The organism is Streptomyces sp. NPDC086077 (assembly GCF_040686175.1).
GTDB lineage: Bacteria > Actinomycetota > Actinomycetes > Streptomycetales > Streptomycetaceae > Streptomyces.
Map to the genome: position 1 here is coordinate 38,055 of NZ_JBFBJT010000012.1, position 16,491 is coordinate 54,545.

Here is a 16,491-nt window from a genome sequence, read left to right on the forward strand (position 1 = left end):
CCACACAAAAGGCGCATTGAGGTACGGATGGGGCCGCGGCCGCTCGGGGGCGGCGGCCCCGTCCGCCTCTGCTCTCGCGGACCGACGTCAACCGAGGTCGAAGGTGTTGGGCAGGCCGAGCCGGTGACGCAGGGCGTCGACGCGCTTGAGGGGTTCCAGCTCCGGCGGTCGGTACAGCTCCCAGACGGGGCAGCGCTCCGCGGGCGAATTGTCCGCTTCGAGTAGGGCATTGGCGGCAAGTCGGGCGGACTCGTTGGCGCCTTCCATACTGGCGAGGTCGACGTCGGTACGGACGTAGTCGCCGGCGAGGAAGAAGTTCGGGATCGCCGTGCGGGCCGTGGGGCGGCCGTGGAGCGTGCCCGTGGGGTGGATGAGGAGCTGCTCGCGATTGCGCGGCTCAGGGCCGCCCAGACCGGTCACCGCCGGATCCGTGAACCACCCGAGCCGGTCCTCGTCCCTGAGCGTGGTCCTGCCGGCGTCGTTCACGCCGTCCTTCAGCTGGGCCCAGAGTTCGGCGACGGCCTCCTCCTTCGTGCACTCACGGGCCGTCTTGCCGTACAGGATGCCGGGTTTGTCCCACTCGGAGATGATCGCGGACAGGCAGTCGCGCGCCCGCCCGTCGCCGTAGTCGCGCGAGAAGTCCCGTACGTCCCAGAACTGCGCCTGACCGACGGCGGTCACCGACCAGGGTGAGTCGAGGCAGTTGACGTGCCCGTGGACGACCGGCGTGGGCGTGCGGAGGTAGAACATCACCCCGGTCATCCAGTCCGTCTCCAGCGCGTCGCAGCGGGCCAGCCGCGGGTCGGCCGCGCGCAGGGCCGGTCCCCACGTCAGCCGGGCGTGCTCGACGGGGAGCGCGCAGACGTAGTGGTCGGCGGTGACCGTACGTTCGTCGCCGCCGTCGCGGGCCGAGACGCGGACCCCTCGCACCCGGCCGCCCGCGTACAGCACCTCCCGCACCTGGGCGCCGAGCACGAACTCGACGCCCAGGGAGCGCGGGTGGCTCTCCCAGGGGTCGATCCAGGCCTCGCTCGTGGGGGCGTTGAGCACGCGGTCGATGTCCGCGTCGGGGCCGTCCATGCCGGGCCCGAGGAGCCCCCAGAGCAGCAGGGCCCTCGATGATGACGCGGCCGACGGTGCGGGTGGAGGCGACCTCGGCGCGGGTGGCGACCAGGTTGCGGGTCTGGCCGATGCCGAGGAGCGCCTGGTACTCGGGGCTCATCTCCTCGGCTCGGATGAAGTCCCACCAGGACGTCCTCTCCCACTGGTCCTCGCGGCGGGCGTCGCAGCTGGTGAGGTGGACGAGCAGACGGTTGACGAAGTAGGCGGCCTCGTGGGCGGGCAGGCGGGTGCCGAGGTCCAGGACGGACAGCAGCTGGTCGCGGATCCAGGACAGGGTGAGGGTGCCGGGGGCGGGCGGGGTGGTGACGCGGCGGAGCGGGAAGTGCAGGTCGGGGCGGCCCGAGTCACGGGCGGACAGGGCCTCGGTGCCGTTGCGCAGGTTGCCGCGCACGCCGTCGGGGTTGCCGGCGTAGGGGATGCGACGCATGGTGTCGGGCAGGTTCCGGTAGAACCCGGGGAAGAACCGGAACCCGTGCTCCCTGGAAGTGGCCGCCGTCCGCCTGCCGCGGTGCCCGGGACGTCCATCGAGCGGGCCTTGCCGCCCAGGGCGTCGTAGTACTCGTAGACGGTCACGGCGTAGCCGCGCTCGGCGAGCTCGTGCGCGGCGCTGAGGCCGGACACGCCGCCACCGAGCACGGCGACCCGCCTCCCTGCCGAAGCGGCGGTCGCGCGGCCGGCGGCCCCTAAGACCAGGGCCGCTCCTCCGGCGCCGGTCCCGGCGAGAAAGTGTCTGCGGGTCTGTCCGGACGGCTGCTGTTGGCAGCGTCGGCCGTTGCGCGTGTTCCGTTGTCATGGGAAGGGGAGAGTAGGGGTCCGCCGCGGGGGCCGGAAGCCCGATTCCCGGCCGACCACGGCACCCTCACACCGGATCATCAGGGACCGGCTCTCTCCGCGCCGGCCTTGTCACAGACCGGCACCCTCCGGTGGTAACGGCCGATCAGGCCTTCGGGGCCACCTTGCTCAGGCCGTTGATGATGCGGTCCATCGCGTCGCCGCCCGTCGGGTCGGTCAGGTTGGCGAGCATCTTCAGGGTGAACTTCATCAGGACGGGGTGCGTCAGACCGCGCTGGGCGGCGATCTTCATCACCCTCGGGTTGCCGATGAGCTTCACGAAGGCCCGGCCCAGTGTGTAGTAGCCGCCGTAGGTGTCCTTGAGGACGCGGGGGTAGCGCTGGAGGGCGAGTTCGCGTCCCGCGGGGGTCGAGCGGGCGTGCGCCTGGACGATGACGTCGGCGGCGATCTGGCCGGATTCCATGGCGTAGGCGATGCCCTCGCCGTTGAAGGGGTTCACGAGGCCGCCGGCGTCGCCGACGAGCAGCAGGCCCCGGGTGTAGTGCGGCTGGCGGTTGAAGGCCATCGGCAGGGCGGCGCCGCGGATCGGGCCGGTCATGTTCTCCGGGGTGTAGCCCCAGTCCTCGGGCATGGAGGCGCACCAGGCCTTGAGGACCTCGCGCCAGTCCAGCTCCTTGAAGGAGTTGGAGGTGTTGAGCACGCCGAGGCCGACGTTCGAGGTGCCGTCGCCCATGCCGAAGACCCAGCCGTAGCCGGGCAGCAGCCGGTCCTCGCCGGGCCCGCGGCGGTCCCACAGCTCCAGCCAGGACTCCAGGTAGTCGTCGTCGTGGCGCGGGGAGGTGAAGTACGTACGGACAGCGACGCCCATCGGGCGGTCCTCGCGGCGGTGCAGGCCCATCGCGAGGGAGAGGCGGGTGGAGTTGCCGTCGGCGGCCACGACCAGCGGCGCGTGGAAGGTGACCTCGCGCTTCTCACCGGTGTCACCGAGCTTCGCGTGCACACCGGTGATGCGTCCGGTGCGCTCGTCCACGATCGGCGCGCCGACGTTGCAGCGCTCGTACAGCCGCGCGCCCGCCTTCTGCGCCTGCCGGGCGAGCTGCTCGTCGAAGTCGTCGCGCTTGCGGACGAGTCCGTAGTCGGGGAAGGAGGCGAGATCCGGCCAGTCCAGCTGCAGCCGCACACCCCCGCCGATGATCCTCAGGCCCTTGTTGCGCAGCCAGCCGGCCTCCTCGGAGATGTCGACGCCCATCGCCACGAGCTGCTTGACGGCGCGCGGGGTGAGCCCGTCGCCGCACACCTTCTCGCGCGGGAACTCGGTCTTCTCCAGGAGCAGTACGTCCAGACCGGCCTTGGCGAGGTGGTACGCCGTCGCCGACCCGGCCGGGCCCGCGCCCACGACGATCACATCGGCGGTGTTGTCCGTCAGAGACTCGGCCACGGCGGGATCTCCCCAAGTTCGAAATCTGTGTGCCGACCGGCACTGGACATGGGCAGTCTATTCAGCAGAATTGATCAACCGGCCGAAGGGATACCCAGTGAACCGAGCTCTCCCCGTGGTACGGCTGCGCGTCCCCACCGACGAGGATGCCGTGGCCTGGCACCGGGTGTTCGACGACCCGGAGGTCATGGAGTTCCACGGCGGCAGGTCCGCCGAGCTGTCCGTCTACGAGGAGCTCACCGCCCGCCAGCGCAGGCACGACGCCGAACTGGGCTTCTGCCTGTGGACCATGCTCGACGCCGACGACCGGGTCATCGGCTTCACAGGCGCCCAGCCGTGGCCACGGGAGTGGGGCCCGAAGGGCGAGATCGAGATCGGCTGGCGGCTCGGCCGGGAGCACTGGGGCAAGGGATACGTCACCGCGGCCGCGCGGATGACCCTGGAGCGGGTGCGCGCGGTGGGCGTCGGCAGCGTGGTGGCCATGGTCAGCGCGGGCAACACCCGGTCGATCGCGGTCACCGAGCGACTCGGTATGCAGCTCGCCGAGACCTTCAGCAGCCCCAAGACGGACAAGTTGGGGCACTGCTTCCGACTGAAGCTGTGACTTAGGGTAATACTCAGCTACAGAAAGCCACTTGACGCTTCCGGACAGCACCCTCGGGCGGTTACGCTGCCAGTACCTCTGGGGGTGACATCTGTGCGCATAACACCCAAGACACCCGAAGTGCGCGTGCCGAGGTTCGTCGGCCTGATGGCCATGGACGCCCGTGAGGCGGCCAAGGCACAGGGAATACTGCTCGCCACGCCCGACCGGCCCGACTTCCATCTCACCGTCGTGGACTATGTCGTACGGCAGTACCCGCCGCCCGGCGTCGAGGTGCCGCACGGCGCGGTGGTCAGCGTCTGGTTCGACCTCGGAGAAGGCGAGGGCGGCGGAGGCGCGGGCGTACGCGAGCCGCGGCTGCCGAGGCCACCGCGAGGCGGCATTGAACGCGAGCTGGGCCAGCCCGGGGACACGTTCGAGGCGATCAGGTGAGCCCGCCTCTCCCCCGGCCGGAGACAGGCCACCCGTAAGAGCCCGTGGGACCGGCCCGCGGGGACGCCCCCACGGCTCAGGCCTTGAACCCCCGGTGCAGAGCGACCACGCCACCCGTCAGGTTCCGCCACGCCACCCTCGACCACCCGGCCTTGCCCAGGCGCTCGGCCAGCGCCGGCTGGTCGGGCCAGGCGCGGATGGACTCGGCGAGATAGACGTACGCGTCCGGGTTGGACGAGACCGCCCGGGCCACCGGCGGCAGCGCCCGCATCAGGTACTCGGTGTAGACCGTGCGGAACGGCCGCCAGGTCGGGTGCGAGAACTCGCAGATCACCACGCGTCCGCCCGGCCGGGTCACCCGGTACATCTCGCGCAGCGCCGCATCCGTGTCCTGCACGTTGCGCAGCCCGAAGGAGATGGTGACGGCGTCGAACACGTCGTCCTTGAAGGGCAGCCGCGTCGCGTCGCCGGCCGTCAGCGGCAGCCAGGGGTGGCGCTGCTTGCCGACCTGGAGCATGCCGAGGGAGAAGTCGCAGGGCACGACGTAGGCACCGGCACGCGTGAAGGGCAGCGAGGAGGTGGCCGTACCGGCGGCCAGGTCCAGCACCTTCTGAGCGGGGCGCGCGTCGACCGCCTGGGCGACCTCCCGGCGCCACACCCGGTCCTGGCCGAGCGACAGCACGTCGTTCGTCAGGTCGTACCGTTCCGCCACGTCGTCGAACATCGAGGCGACTTCGTGCGGCTGCTTGTTCAGGGAAGCGCGGGTCACGAAGACCATTCTTGCAGCACCCGCTCAGGGAGCGGGGCGCGGCATCGCACGGGCGACGACGCCGCCCGCCCTGCTTGCTCCGGAACACGAGCCGCCCCGGCCTACTTCCGCCGGAACACGATCCGTCCCGCCACCACGGTCGCCACACAGCTTCCGCCCCCGCGCTCGGCCAGTTCTGCCTCGTCCCGCACGTCGAACACGGCGAACCGCGCCGCCGAACCGCTCTCGCGCGCGGGCGGGAAGTCCACCGGCAGCCCGGAGCTGAACGGGTCGAGGGAGGGCACTCCGTCCGGCACCCCGAGCCGCCCCGTCACGCCGATCCCGGACCGCCGAACGGCGGCGGCGACGGCCCGGTTGCCGAACGTCCCCGCCACCACGACGGTCCCGCGCGCCAGCATCCGCTGCACTCCGCGCCGCGCGCTCGCACCCCACCGCGCCTCGTCCATGCCGAGTGCGGCCAGGGCGTCCCCGGTCACCGGCTCGGTGCCGAGTTCGTCGGCCTCGCGCGGGTCCGGGTGGTAGGCCTGCTCCAGCAGTTCGGGCCCGTGCATGTTGACCAGTCCCGAGGTGAGGATGCCGGGCCACCGCCGCACGCGCGCGAGCGGATGGGCGCGGGTGAGCTCCTCCAGGGGACCGGCCTCGAGTACCCACTCGCCGCGCACGGCGAGGGCCCGCCCCCTGGAGTCCGCGTGAAGGGTCAGCAAGTCAGTTGGAGGCGAGCAGCTTCAGCTCGGGGTGAGCCGTGCCGCCCTCGATCGCGGTGGACGAGATGTGGGACATGACGCGCTCGTCGACGGGGTCGTTCGCCGGGTCGTCGTGCACGACGAGGTGCTCGTACGTCGTGTTCCGCTGCGCGGGCACACGGTCCGCGGTGCGGATCATCTCGATCATCTCCAGCAGGTTGGAGCGGTGCTTGGCACCGGCCGCCGAGACGACGTTCTCCTCCAGCATCACCGAGCCGAGGTCGTCCGCCCCGTAGTGCAGGGTCATCTGCCCGGCGTCCTTGCCGGTGGTGAGCCAGGAGCCCTGGATGTGGGCGATGTTGTCGAGGAAGAGGCGGGCGATCGCGATCATCCGCAGGTACTCGAAGATGGTGGCCTGGGTGCGGCCCTTCAGGTGGTTGTTCTGCGGCTGGTACAGGTACGGGATGAAGGCACGGAAGCCGCCCGTGCGGTCCTGTACGTCACGGATCATCCGGATGTGCTCGATCCGCTCGGCGTTGGTCTCGCCGGTCCCCATGAGCATGGTGGACGTGGACTCGACGCCGAGCCCGTGCGCCGTCTCCATGATCTCCAGCCACCGCTCACCGCTCTCCTTGAGCGGGGCGATGGCCTTGCGCGGCCGCGCGGGCAGCAGCTCGGCGCCGGCGCCGGCGAAGGAGTCCAGCCCGGCGGCGTGGATCCGCCGGATGGCCTCCTCGACCGTCACCTTGGAGATCCGGGCCATGTGCTCGACCTCGCTCGCCCCCAGGCTGTGGATGACGAGCTGCGGGTACTCCTTCTTGATCGCCGCGAAGTGCCTCTCGTAGTACTCGACGCCGTAGTCGGGGTGGTGACCGCCCTGGAACATGACCTGCGTCCCGCCCAGTTCGACGGTCTCCGCGCACCGGCGCAGGATGTCGTCGAGGTCGCGCGTCCAGCCCTTCGCCTTGTCCTTCGGCGGGGCGTAGAAGGCGCAGAACTTGCACGCCGTGACGCACACGTTCGTGTAGTTGATGTTCCGCTCGATGATGTACGTCGCGATGTGCTCGGTGCCCGCGTACCGACGGCGGCGTACGGCGTCGGCGGCGGCGCCCAGCGCGTGCAGCGGGGCGTCGCGGTAGAGGTCGAGCGCCTCCTCGGGGGTGATCCGCCCGCCCTCGGCGGCACGTTCGAGGACGGACTGGAGGTCGGCCTTCTCGGTCACCGGGTGTCCCTTTCGTCAAGGGTTGTGGACGGACCCAACCACCCTACGCCAGCGGTTTTCCCACCCCGCGCCCAGCCCGCCGCCCCGCCCCACGGACCGCCGCTCCCTCAGCCCGCCGCCCCGCCCACAGACCACCGCTCCGCCAGCCCGCCGCTCCCTCAGCCCGCCGCGCCCAGCAGCAACCCGGCGCAGGCGCCCGCGAGCAGGAACGGCCCGAAGGGGATCGCGGTCTTCCGCCCCGCCTTCCGCACGACGACCAGGGCGCCGCCGTACACCGCCCCGCACACGAAGGCGGCGAAGGTCCCCAGCAGCACGGCACCCCACCCGTACCAGCCGAGTGCCGCCCCCGCCCCGAGCGCCAGCTTCACATCGCCGAAGCCCATGCCGGCGGGGTTGATCAGGAAGAGCAGGAGGTAGAAGCCGCCGAGAGCCAGGGCGCCCAGCAGGGCGGTGCCCCAGTCACCGGCGTGTCCGGGCACCAGCGCGGCCACCCCGAGCAGGGCGAGGGTGCCGGCCGCGAGCGGCAGCGTCACCGGGTCGGGCAGCCGCCGCACCCGCACGTCGACGACCGCGAGCAGCACACCGGCGGGCGTGGCCAGCAGCCAGACGCCGAGTTCGGGCCGGGGGCCGGTGACGGCGGCGAGGGAGGCGCACAGAAGGGCGGTGACCAGAACGAGGAACGGCCCGCCGGAGCCGTACCGACCGCCCTCGCACTCACCGCACCGCGCCCGTCCGATCCACCCCTGGACCGGATGCCCGTCCGGACACCGGTCCCGCCACGCCTCGTCGGGCGGCACGCAGAAGCGGTACGCGGCTCGCGGCAGCAGCGCGCCCGCCACCACGCCCCAGCCCAGGGCGGCGGCGACCACCAGCCCCTCACCCAACCCCGCTCACCCCACTCGCCACTCGCCCGCCCGACCCGCCGGAGTCTTACCGCAGCTTCGACATCCGCGCTTCCGGATTCCCCGAACCCGCGCTGTCCGACTCGTACTTCAGGTCGTCGCCGACGGGGACGAGGCGGACCGTCGTGGGCTCCTGGTTGCAGCCGCCGTGGTTGTCCTTCACACCGACCGACTCGGCGACGAGCTGTTTCTCCGTCACCTGCTTCAGTGTCAGTACGTCGACACAGACGCCGCCCAGTTGGTCGGTCTGCCGGAGCCGGCCCAGCTCCTCGCCCACCTCGGCCCGCTGCACGGTGACCCGGAAGGTGCCCGCGGGCAAATTGCCGTCGAGGGCGGTCCCTTGGCCCTCCCAGGTGCCGAGGTAGCGGGCCGGTATGTCGGACGGGCCGCTCGTGCCGGCGGTGGGGGCGGGAGAGGCGGCGTCGTTGCCGGGGCTGTCCGCGCCGTCCGGGCGTCCGCCGGGCAGCAGGTCGAGAAGGAGGACCGAGCCGACCGTCACGGCCGCGAAGGCACCGGCGACGGCGAGCACCACCGTGCAGCTCACTCGCCGGCCCCGCCCGCCGGCCTCCGGCGCGGCCGTCGCGGCGACGCTCACGGTGACCTTGCCGGGCCGCCTGCCCGAGTCCGGACCTCTGTCCTCCGGTTCCGCCGCACGCGCATCTGGCACCGCTCCCGGCATCACCGGCGGCGGCCCGAACGCCCCCACGGCAGCACCCACGCCCACGGCGGAGCCCCCACGGACGGCGGAACCGGCGTCGACACCCGGGCCCCCGACGGCTCCGGGCCCCGCTCCGATGGCGGACCCCGCGACCCCAGCCGAACCCCCGGCGCCCCCCGGTCCCGGCCCCCCGCCGGTCGCCGGGCCACCGAAGTCCACCGGCCCCGAAGTGCCCGGAGAGGACGCAGAACCCGAAGAATCCTTCGCCGCCTCCAGATTCAGCAGCCGTACGGCTCCCCGGCTCACCTGCTCCACCAGCGCCCCCGGCAGCCAGCCTGCCGCCACCAGCCGGGCCGCCCCCTCCGGCGCGAACCGCCGGGCCACCTCCGCCGGGGCCGGCCGCGCGCCGGGTTCCTTGGCCAGGCACCCCTCGACGACCTCTCGCAGCTCCCCCTCCAGGGCGTCGAGTCGCGGCTCCTCGTGCACGACCTTGTAGAGGAGCGCGGCCGAGGAGTCCCCGGGGAAGGGCGGCTCGCCGGTGGCCGCGTACGCCAGCACCGCACCCAGCGAGAAGACGTCCGCCGCACCACTGACGCCCTTGCCCAGGATCTGCTCCGGCGACATGTAACCGGGCGAGCCGATCGAGACCCCGGTCGAGGTGAGCGACGCGGTGCCCTCCAGGGCGCGTGCGATCCCGAAGTCGATCAGCAGCGGCCCGTCCAGGGTGAGAAGCACGTTGGACGGCTTGACGTCCCGGTGCACCAGCCCCAGTTCGTGCACCGCCGCCAGCGCCTCGGCGAGACCCGCCCCCAGTGCCCGTACCGAATGTGCGGGCAGCGGACCGCCGTCCGTGACCGCCGCGGCGAGCGACGGCCCGGCGGCGTACGCGGTGGCCACCCACGGCACCGGCGCCTGCGGATCGGCGTCCAGCACCGGCGCGGTCCACGCGCCGCCCACCCGCCGCGCGGCCTCCACCTCACGGCGGAAGCGGGCGCGGAACTCCTCGTCGAGTGCGAGATGCGGGTGGACGATCTTCACCGCGACCGTACGGCCCCCCGCGCTGCGGCCCAGATACACACGGCCCATGCCGCCGGAACCGAGCCGGCCGAGCAGCCGGTAGGGCCCGATGGCCGTGGGCTCGTCGACGCCGAGCGGCTGCATGGCCGCCCCCTCTCCCCCGTACGCCTCCACTGCCCGCAGGGTATCGGCCAAGGGCCGCGCCACCCCCGTGCGAGACCGGATCGACGCACTACGGCCGCACCCGGTCCACCCTCCGCCCTTCGCCCCCTTCGCCCTCAGGGCCCCAGCAGCTCCACCCTCACATCCGAAGGAAACCCGGTCGTCGGTCCGACCCGGCGGGCGAACTCCGCCACGGCCGCCAGCTGGGAGTCGCCGAGTCTGAAGTCGAGGGTGGTGAAGTACTGCTCCAGGACCCGCTCGTCGAAGGCCTCCCAGCGAGCCGCCTGCTCGGCGACCTTGGTGACCTCCTCCAGGGAGAGGTTGCGGGAGGCGAGGAAGGCCTCGTGCACCTGGCGGGTGATGAGGGGCTCGCGTTCCAGGTAGTCCCGGCGGGCCGCCCAGACGGCGAAGACGAACGGCAGCCCCGTCCACTCCTTCCAGAGCGCGCCGAGGTCGTGCACGGTGAGGCCGTACTTCGGCCCGTCGAGCAGGTTCGCCCGCAGGGCCGTGTCTCCGATGAGGACGGCCGCCTCGGCCTCCTGCATCATCAGGCTGAGGTCGGGCGGACAGGTGTAGTAGTCGGGCTGCACGCCGAAACGGTCCGCCAGCAGCAGCTGGGCGAGGCGTACGGAGGTGCGCGAGGTGGAGCCCAGGGCCACCCGGCGGCCGTCCAGCTGGTCCAGCGGGACCTGGGAGACGATCACGCAGGACATCACCGGTCCGTCGCAGCCGACGGCGATGTCCGGGAAGGCGACGAGATCGTCGGCGTTCTTGAGGAACTCCACGAGGGTGATCGGCCCGATGTCGAGATCGCCCCGCACCAACTGCTCGCTGAGCTTCTCCGGGGTGTCCTTCGTCAGCTCGAAGTCCAGCAGTGTTCCCGTTCTGGCGAGCCCCCAGTAGAGGGGCAGGCAGTTCAGGAACTGGATGTGACCGACGCGCGGCCGCGTGCGAGAAATGTCCACATCGAGAGGCTAGACCCAGTGGGGTAGGGTGCAGCCTTCTGGGGTCCCCCTCTTGACGTCAACGTCGACAAGACGTTCAAACATCCGGGTGACGTGATCTTGGCCCCTATTGCTTTCGGCTGCCCGCGTGCTAGGCTCGCCGCAAGTTGCAGTTTGGTTTCCCTTGCAGTACAGAGCCTGCGGAGCATGTGACCGCGGGCTCTCGACGTTCTCGGACATATGCAGTTGTGCAGAACTCAATCTTCACACTTGCTGGTTCTGGAGCAGGGCAACCCTTTGGGCCCAAGGAGGGCTTATGGCTACCGGAACCGTGAAGTGGTTCAACGCCGAAAAGGGCTTTGGTTTCATCGCCCAGGAAGGCGGCGGCCCCGACGTCTTCGTCCACTACTCCGCGATCAACGCGACCGGCTTCCGGTCCCTTGAGGAGAACCAGCACGTGACCTTCGACGTGACCCAGGGCCCGAAGGGCCCGCAGGCGGAGAACGTCACCCCGGTCTGATCCTCTGATCCAGGATCGAGTGCAATACCCAAGGAGCCCCGCGCCATCCGGCGACGGGGCTCCTGCCTTTTCCCGCGCATCTCGCCTTTTACGCAAAGATGAATTCTCCGGGAATTCCGAGAGGAATCCGCAGAAAGGCCCGAACGGGAACGCCTGAGGACAAACGCCTGAGCAGGCCCTTGCGGCGCCGGATCACAGCGGGCGGGATGTCAGGCGGTACAGATGTGTCCACTGCTCCGCGGTGAGGTGCCTGGGCAGGGCGTTCGCGGGGAGGCGCTGGTGGCGTAGCCAGCGCTGGGCCTCGGGGCGGGACGCGCGGGGCAGCGACGCGGCGACGATCGCCGGAAGTCCTCGGCCGGGGGCCGTGAAGACGCGCCGCACGAACGCCTGGTAGGGCTTCAGGTCCGCGGACGCGAGCAGCGGCCGCTCCCTGCGCGACATGGTCAGCACTCCCCCGTCGACACCCGGCCGGGGCCGGAACGCCGTCGCCGGGACCCGGCCGGCCAGGCCGAACGCGAACCACGGCCACCACTGGGCCGTCATCATCGTCGCGCCGCCGACCCCCGCCCGTCGGCGGGCCACCTCCCACTGCACCAGCAGCACCGCCTCGGTCCAGCCGGGGGCGTGCAGGATCCGGCGGAGCATGCCGGTGGTCTGGTGGAAGGGCAGGTTGCCGACCAGGACGTACGGCGCGGTGGGCAGCCTGAACCGCAGGAAGTCGGCGTGGACGATCGACGTGGGGGGCTGCACCCGGCGGGCCAGCCGGGCGGCCCGCCGGGCGTCGATCTCCACGCCGGTCAGGGAGCGGCCCAGGCGTTGCAGGGGCAGGGTGAGGGCGCCGTCGCCCGTGCCGATCTCGATGATCGGGCCTTCGGTGCCGGCGACCAGCCGGACCAGGGTGTCGATGGTGGTGGGGTCGATCAGGAAGTTCTGGCCCAGCTCATGGCGGCCGGGATGCGGGGTGCGCAACAGGATCTCCGCGGCTTCGGGGTGAGGCCGGGCAGCACGAAGTGACACCGCCCGGCGCTGACTCGCTGAGGCGGCGGTTCCTTTCGAGGGGTGATCACGGAGGTGCGCGAGGCGCTGCCCCCGGCCGAAAGTCCGCCGGCTAGTCGCGCCCGCGGTCGATCACTGCGATGCCGATCCCGATGCCACACATGCGGGTCACGCTACAAGCCCCCACCCGCCCGGCCGCAAATGGATTTCCTGCTCGCTCTCACGGTCACCGCCACCGGCATCACGCGCATCGATGTCTTCGCGGACCGCGACCGCCTGGACGGAACGGAGGTCGCGGTCCTGGACAAGGTGGAAGGGACCTGGGTCACTCGCTGTAGAGGGCCTCGACCTCGCCTGCGAAGTCCCGCAGGATCGCCTCCCGGCGGAGCTTCATCGAGGGGGTCAGATGGCCGGCCCCCTCCGTGAAGTCGGTCGGCAGGACGGTGAAGCGGCGGATGGACTCGGGGCGCGAGACGAGTCTGTTGGCCTCGTCGACCGCGCGTTGCAGGACCGTCCGCAGGTCCTCGTCGTCGACGAGCAGTTCGGGCGGCACCGGGTGCTTGCCGTTCATCTGCCGCCAGTGGGTGATGCCGTCGATGTCGAGGGTGATCAGCGCGGTGATGTAGGGGCGGCGGTCGCCGAGGACGAGGCAGTGGGAGATCAGGGGGTGCGAGCGGAGCCAGTCCTCCAGCGGTGCCGGGGCCATGTTCTTGCCGCCCGCGGTGATCAGGATCTCCTTCTTGCGGCCGGTGATGACGAGGTAGCCGTCGTCGTCCAGCCGGCCGATGTCACCCGTCGGGAACCAGCCGTCCGGCGACGCCGGGACCACTCCGCCCGCGTGCGCGTCCCAGTAGCCGCGGAAGACCTGGCCGCCGGCGAGCAGGATCTCGCCGTCCGCCGCGATCCGCACCCGGGTGCCGGGCAGCGGCCAGCCGACCGTGCCGAGCCGGGGTTTGAGCGGCGGTGTCACGGTCGCCGCACCGGTCGTCTCGGACAGCCCGTAGCCCTCGTACACGTCGATGCCCGCGCCCGCGTAGAACGCGGTCAGGTCGCGGCCGAGCGGGGAGCCGCCGCAGACGACGTAACGGATCTTGCCGCCGAGGGCGTTGCGGATCCGGCGGTAGACCAGCGGGTCGTAGAAGGCGCGGGACGCCTTCAGGGAGGCGCCGGGGCCGGAGCCGGTGCCGCTCGCCCGGGCCACCGCGGCCTCGCCGTAGCGGCGCGCGATCTTCGCCGCGCGGTCGAAGGCCGCTGCTCTGCCGCCGCGTTCGGCGGTGGCGCGGGCGCTGTTGTAGACCTTCTCCAGCATGTACGGGATGGCCAGCAGGAAGGTCGGCCGGAAGGCCGCCAGGTCGGCCAGCAGGTCCTCCGCCTTCAGGCTGGGGGCGTGCCCCAGTCGCACCCGGGCACGCACGCAGGCCACGGCCACCATCCGGCCGAACACATGGGAGAGCGGCAGGAAGAGGAGGGTGGACGCCTCCTCGTTCGTGCGCGCCTTGAAGACCGGGTACAGGAGTTCGATCGCGTTGTCGACCTCCGCCAGGAAGTTGCTGTGGGTCAGCGCGCAGCCCTTGGGGCGACCCGTGGTGCCCGAGGTGTAGGCGAGGGTCGCCAGGGTGTCCGGGCCCAGCATCCCGCGGCGTACGTCGACTTCCGTGTCCGGCACCGGCTGCCCCAGCTCCGCGAGCCGGTCCACGTGGCCCTTCTCGATGACCCACAGGTGCCGCAGATCGGGCAGGTGCGGGAGTTCGGGCCCGAGCGCGGCCGCCTGGCCGGCCGTCTCGGTCGCCAGCGCGACCGCGCCGGAGTCCTGGAGGATCCAGCGGGTCTGGAAGACGGACGAGGTCGGGTAGACGGGGACGCTCACCAGCCCGGCCGCCCAGGCCGCGAAGTCGAGGAGCGTCCATTCGTACGACGTCTGCGCCATGATCGCGATACGGTCGCCCGGCACCAGGCCCTCGGCGATCATGCCCTTCGCCACGGCGAGAACCTGCGCGGCGAACTCCGCCGCCGTCACGTCCGTCCAACTACCGTCGTCGCCGCGGCGGCTGAGGACGGGGCGGTCCGGCGCCACGGCCGCGTTCTCGAACGGCAGGTCGGCCAGCGAGCCGTGGGACACCGGCGGCACCAGCGACGGTACGGCCACCTCCCGCACCTCGCCGTCCAGCCGCCGTATCTCGGGCTCGACGAGGACCGGCCCGCCGTCCGGGTCGTATTCGAGCGACGACGCCGACGTCTGATGCGGTACGGGCGAGGAAGAGTACGAGATGGGCATGGCAACTCCTGAGGCCTGCAGCGCGGTACGGCTCCGCTGCATGAGGTACGCGCGGCGCGTACGGAGGCGTTCACCGGCGGGGCGTGCTGGGGGCGTCCCCGGCGGTCAGGTGGCAGATGGTACGGCTCCCACGTGGGGAGGTTGTGCGGGTTCGAAGATGTTCCGGCGCCGGGGATGTGGAGTACCGGAGGCCTTGCGGCGCTTGAACTTACCTCCGGTAACGTTACTGAGGAGTAAAGCAGGGTGGAGGGGGCGAGGAAACCGGTATGACCATGTCTGACCACCTCCCTCTGATGACCGGAGCCATCCGCTCCCCCTTCCAACGCCCGTGCTCCGACGCCGACTTCCCCCGCACCCGGCTGGTCCGGCCCGGTGTCCGCGTCGACCTGGACCGGCTCGCCGCGTACGAGCGGGTCTGCGGCTTCCCCACCGGCGAGGACGCGCTCCCCCTCACCTATCCGCACGTCCTGGCCTTCCCACTGACCATGCGGCTGATGGGCGGCCGGGGCTTTCCGCTGCCGCTGCTCGGCCTGGTACACACCTCGATCGACGTCAGCCGCCACACGCCCCTCCCGGTCGACGGCACGTACGAACTCGCCGTGCGGATCGCGGGCCTGGCCCCGCACCGCCGCGGAACGGAGGCGACGGTGGTGACCGAGGCCCGCGTCGCCGGGGAGCTGGTCTGGGATTCCCGAAGCACGCATCTGGCACGCCATCGCACGGGCGACGTGGGCACCGGGGACGACGGTGGGGTTGGGCGACGAGGGGATGGCAGCGTCCGACGACCGGTCGGCACGCCGCGACGGAGGCGCGGCGCCCGACGACAGCACTGCCGGCCTCGGTGATTCAGCGCGGCCCAACCGTCACGGGCCGCACGGCCGTTCGGCGGCGCCCGCGCCCCAGGGACGCGAGCCGTTGCCCGGCGGGGCGGAATGGCGGTTCGGCGCCGGCATCGGGCGGCGCTACGCCGCCGTCTCCGGTGACTCAATCCCATCCACCTGCACCCGCTCACCGCCCGCCTGTTCGGCTTCCCGCGCCCCATCGCACACGGCATGTGGACGGTGGCCCGCTGCCTGGCCGCGCACGGCACCCCCGAGGCGGTGCCGGTGCGGGCGGAGTTCCGGGCACCGGTGCCGCTGCCGCTGCCGGGGACGGTGGAGTACGCCGCGGAGGGCGGGCGCTTCGAGCTGCGCCGGGGTGACCGGCTCCACCTCACCGGGGCCGTACAGCCCTTCGCCCCGGCCGACGGGCACTGACCTGCGACCGCCTCAGTCCCCCGGCGGTGCCCAGCGCCGCCCCGCCAGGAGTTCGCCGAGTCCCGACCAGGCGAAGTTCATCAGGGTCGCCGTCGCCTGTCGGGCCGTCACGTGCGGGGTGGTGTTGGCCCAGTCGGCGAGTGACTCGGCGGCGCCGACCAGCGCCTGGGCGAGCCCGGCGAACTCGGACTCGGGCAGCCGAGGGTCCTGGTGGGCGTCGCGGGCGGCCTCGGCGATCAGCTGGGTGACGAAGGCGACGATGTCCGCGCGCATCGCCGTCACCTCGGCGGCGAACGCCGCGCCGTGGGTGCGGGCCTGGAGGTGCAGCACGGACCAGCCGTCGGGATGCTGGGCCGTGTGGGTGAAGAACGCCAGCAGCCCGTCCCAGAGCCGGCGGTCGGCCGGCACCTCGCGCCGTACGCCGGCCCGGACGGCGTCGAAGAGCGCCTGCGCCTCGCGGCGGATGCAGGCCGTGAAGAGGTCGTCCTTGGAGTTGAGGTAGAGGTACACCAACGGCTTGGAGACGCCCGCCAGTTCGGCGATGTCGTCCATCGACGCCGCGATGTACCCCCGTTGCCCGAAGATCTGCACGGCGGCGTCCAGCATCTGCTGCTCACGGACCGCACGCGGCATCCGCTTGGTCTTCACGGCACCCATGCGGCTTAGCGTACGGTCCGCGTGGCAGGCGTCGGTCCGGTA

General features: G+C 71.8%; 13 protein-coding genes and 2 pseudogenes. 4 read left to right on the forward strand and 11 right to left on the reverse strand.

The window, feature by feature from the left end:
- Nucleotides 1–87: 87 nt before the first annotated feature.
- Together AB0O67_RS05855 and AB0O67_RS05860 are read right to left on the reverse strand one after the other, a co-directional pair.
- Nucleotides 88–1,815 (reverse strand): annotated as a pseudogene (locus AB0O67_RS05855) (FAD-dependent oxidoreductase).
- 244 nt (nt 1,816–2,059) lie between these two features.
- The gene (locus tag AB0O67_RS05860) at nt 2,060–3,352 is read right to left on the reverse strand and encodes a geranylgeranyl reductase family protein (RefSeq protein ID WP_365446592.1); all 1,293 of its coding nucleotides are present in this window, start codon (nt 3,350–3,352) and stop codon (nt 2,060–2,062) included.
- A 97-nt stretch (nt 3,353–3,449) separates the two neighbouring features.
- Here AB0O67_RS05860 and AB0O67_RS05865 point away from each other — a divergent pair, with 97 nt between their 5' ends.
- Nucleotides 3,450–3,956, forward strand: a complete 507-nt coding sequence (locus tag AB0O67_RS05865; protein ID WP_365446594.1) for a GNAT family N-acetyltransferase — start codon at nt 3,450–3,452, stop codon at nt 3,954–3,956.
- Between the two features lie 93 nt (nt 3,957–4,049).
- Entirely contained in the window at nt 4,050–4,388 is a 339-nt protein-coding gene (locus tag AB0O67_RS05870; protein WP_365446596.1) for a PASTA domain-containing protein, read from the forward strand.
- A gap of 76 nt (nt 4,389–4,464) precedes the next feature.
- Here the strand turns inward: AB0O67_RS05870 and AB0O67_RS05875 are convergent, their stop codons facing one another.
- From AB0O67_RS05875 to AB0O67_RS05900, 6 genes are all read right to left on the reverse strand, one after another.
- Complete coding sequence (locus tag AB0O67_RS05875; protein WP_365446598.1) at nt 4,465–5,157, reverse strand: demethylmenaquinone methyltransferase; 693 nt, start codon at nt 5,155–5,157, stop codon at nt 4,465–4,467.
- A gap of 101 nt (nt 5,158–5,258) precedes the next feature.
- Nucleotides 5,259–5,861, reverse strand: a complete 603-nt coding sequence (locus AB0O67_RS05880) for a hypothetical protein (RefSeq protein ID WP_365446600.1) — start codon at nt 5,859–5,861, stop codon at nt 5,259–5,261.
- A gap of 1 nt (nt 5,862) precedes the next feature.
- Nucleotides 5,863–7,062, reverse strand: a complete 1,200-nt coding sequence (gene mqnC / locus AB0O67_RS05885) for a cyclic dehypoxanthinyl futalosine synthase (RefSeq protein ID WP_365446602.1) — start codon at nt 7,060–7,062, stop codon at nt 5,863–5,865.
- Nucleotides 7,063–7,220: 158 nt separating this feature from the next.
- Entirely contained in the window at nt 7,221–7,946 is a 726-nt protein-coding gene (locus tag AB0O67_RS05890; RefSeq protein ID WP_365446604.1) for an A24 family peptidase, read from the reverse strand.
- Nucleotides 7,947–7,992: 46 nt separating this feature from the next.
- Nucleotides 7,993–9,783 (reverse strand): serine/threonine-protein kinase, encoded by a 1,791-nt coding sequence (locus AB0O67_RS05895; protein ID WP_365446676.1) that lies wholly within the window; start codon nt 9,781–9,783, stop codon nt 7,993–7,995.
- A gap of 134 nt (nt 9,784–9,917) precedes the next feature.
- A complete protein-coding gene (locus AB0O67_RS05900; protein ID WP_365446606.1) occupies nt 9,918–10,766 on the reverse strand; it encodes a menaquinone biosynthesis protein in 849 nt (282 codons plus the stop codon).
- Between the two features lie 295 nt (nt 10,767–11,061).
- Here AB0O67_RS05900 and AB0O67_RS05905 point away from each other — a divergent pair, with 295 nt between their 5' ends.
- Nucleotides 11,062–11,265 (forward strand): cold-shock protein, encoded by a 204-nt coding sequence (locus AB0O67_RS05905; protein WP_189701348.1) that lies wholly within the window; start codon nt 11,062–11,064, stop codon nt 11,263–11,265.
- A 192-nt stretch (nt 11,266–11,457) separates the two neighbouring features.
- Here the strand turns inward: AB0O67_RS05905 and erm are convergent, their stop codons facing one another.
- Entirely contained in the window at nt 11,458–12,282 is an 825-nt protein-coding gene (gene erm, locus AB0O67_RS05910; protein WP_365446608.1) for a 23S ribosomal RNA methyltransferase Erm, read from the reverse strand.
- A 304-nt stretch (nt 12,283–12,586) separates the two neighbouring features.
- Complete coding sequence (locus AB0O67_RS05915; RefSeq protein WP_365446610.1) at nt 12,587–14,536, reverse strand: AMP-binding protein; 1,950 nt, start codon at nt 14,534–14,536, stop codon at nt 12,587–12,589.
- Nucleotides 14,537–14,802: 266 nt separating this feature from the next.
- Here AB0O67_RS05915 and AB0O67_RS05920 point away from each other — a divergent pair.
- Nucleotides 14,803–15,792 (forward strand): annotated as a pseudogene (locus AB0O67_RS05920) (MaoC/PaaZ C-terminal domain-containing protein).
- Between the two features lie 12 nt (nt 15,793–15,804).
- On the opposite strand, the gene AB0O67_RS05925 reads toward AB0O67_RS05920, so the two are convergent.
- Nucleotides 15,805–16,449 (reverse strand): TetR/AcrR family transcriptional regulator, encoded by a 645-nt coding sequence (locus AB0O67_RS05925; protein WP_365446612.1) that lies wholly within the window; start codon nt 16,447–16,449, stop codon nt 15,805–15,807.
- Nucleotides 16,450–16,491 lie beyond the last annotated feature (42 nt).

Excerpts from the sequence above, each read along its gene's own strand:
- AB0O67_RS05895 (WP_365446676.1), bottom strand. The coding sequence starts at position 9,783 with ATGCAGCCGCTCGGCGTCGACGAGCCCACGGCCATCGGGCCCTACCGG.
- AB0O67_RS05905 (WP_189701348.1), top strand. The coding sequence starts at position 11,062 with ATGGCTACCGGAACCGTGAAGTGGTTCAACGCCGAAAAGGGCTTTGGT.
- AB0O67_RS05915 (WP_365446610.1), bottom strand. The coding sequence starts at position 14,536 with ATGCCCATCTCGTACTCTTCCTCGCCCGTACCGCATCAGACGTCGGCG.
- AB0O67_RS05925 (WP_365446612.1), bottom strand. The coding sequence starts at position 16,449 with ATGGGTGCCGTGAAGACCAAGCGGATGCCGCGTGCGGTCCGTGAGCAG.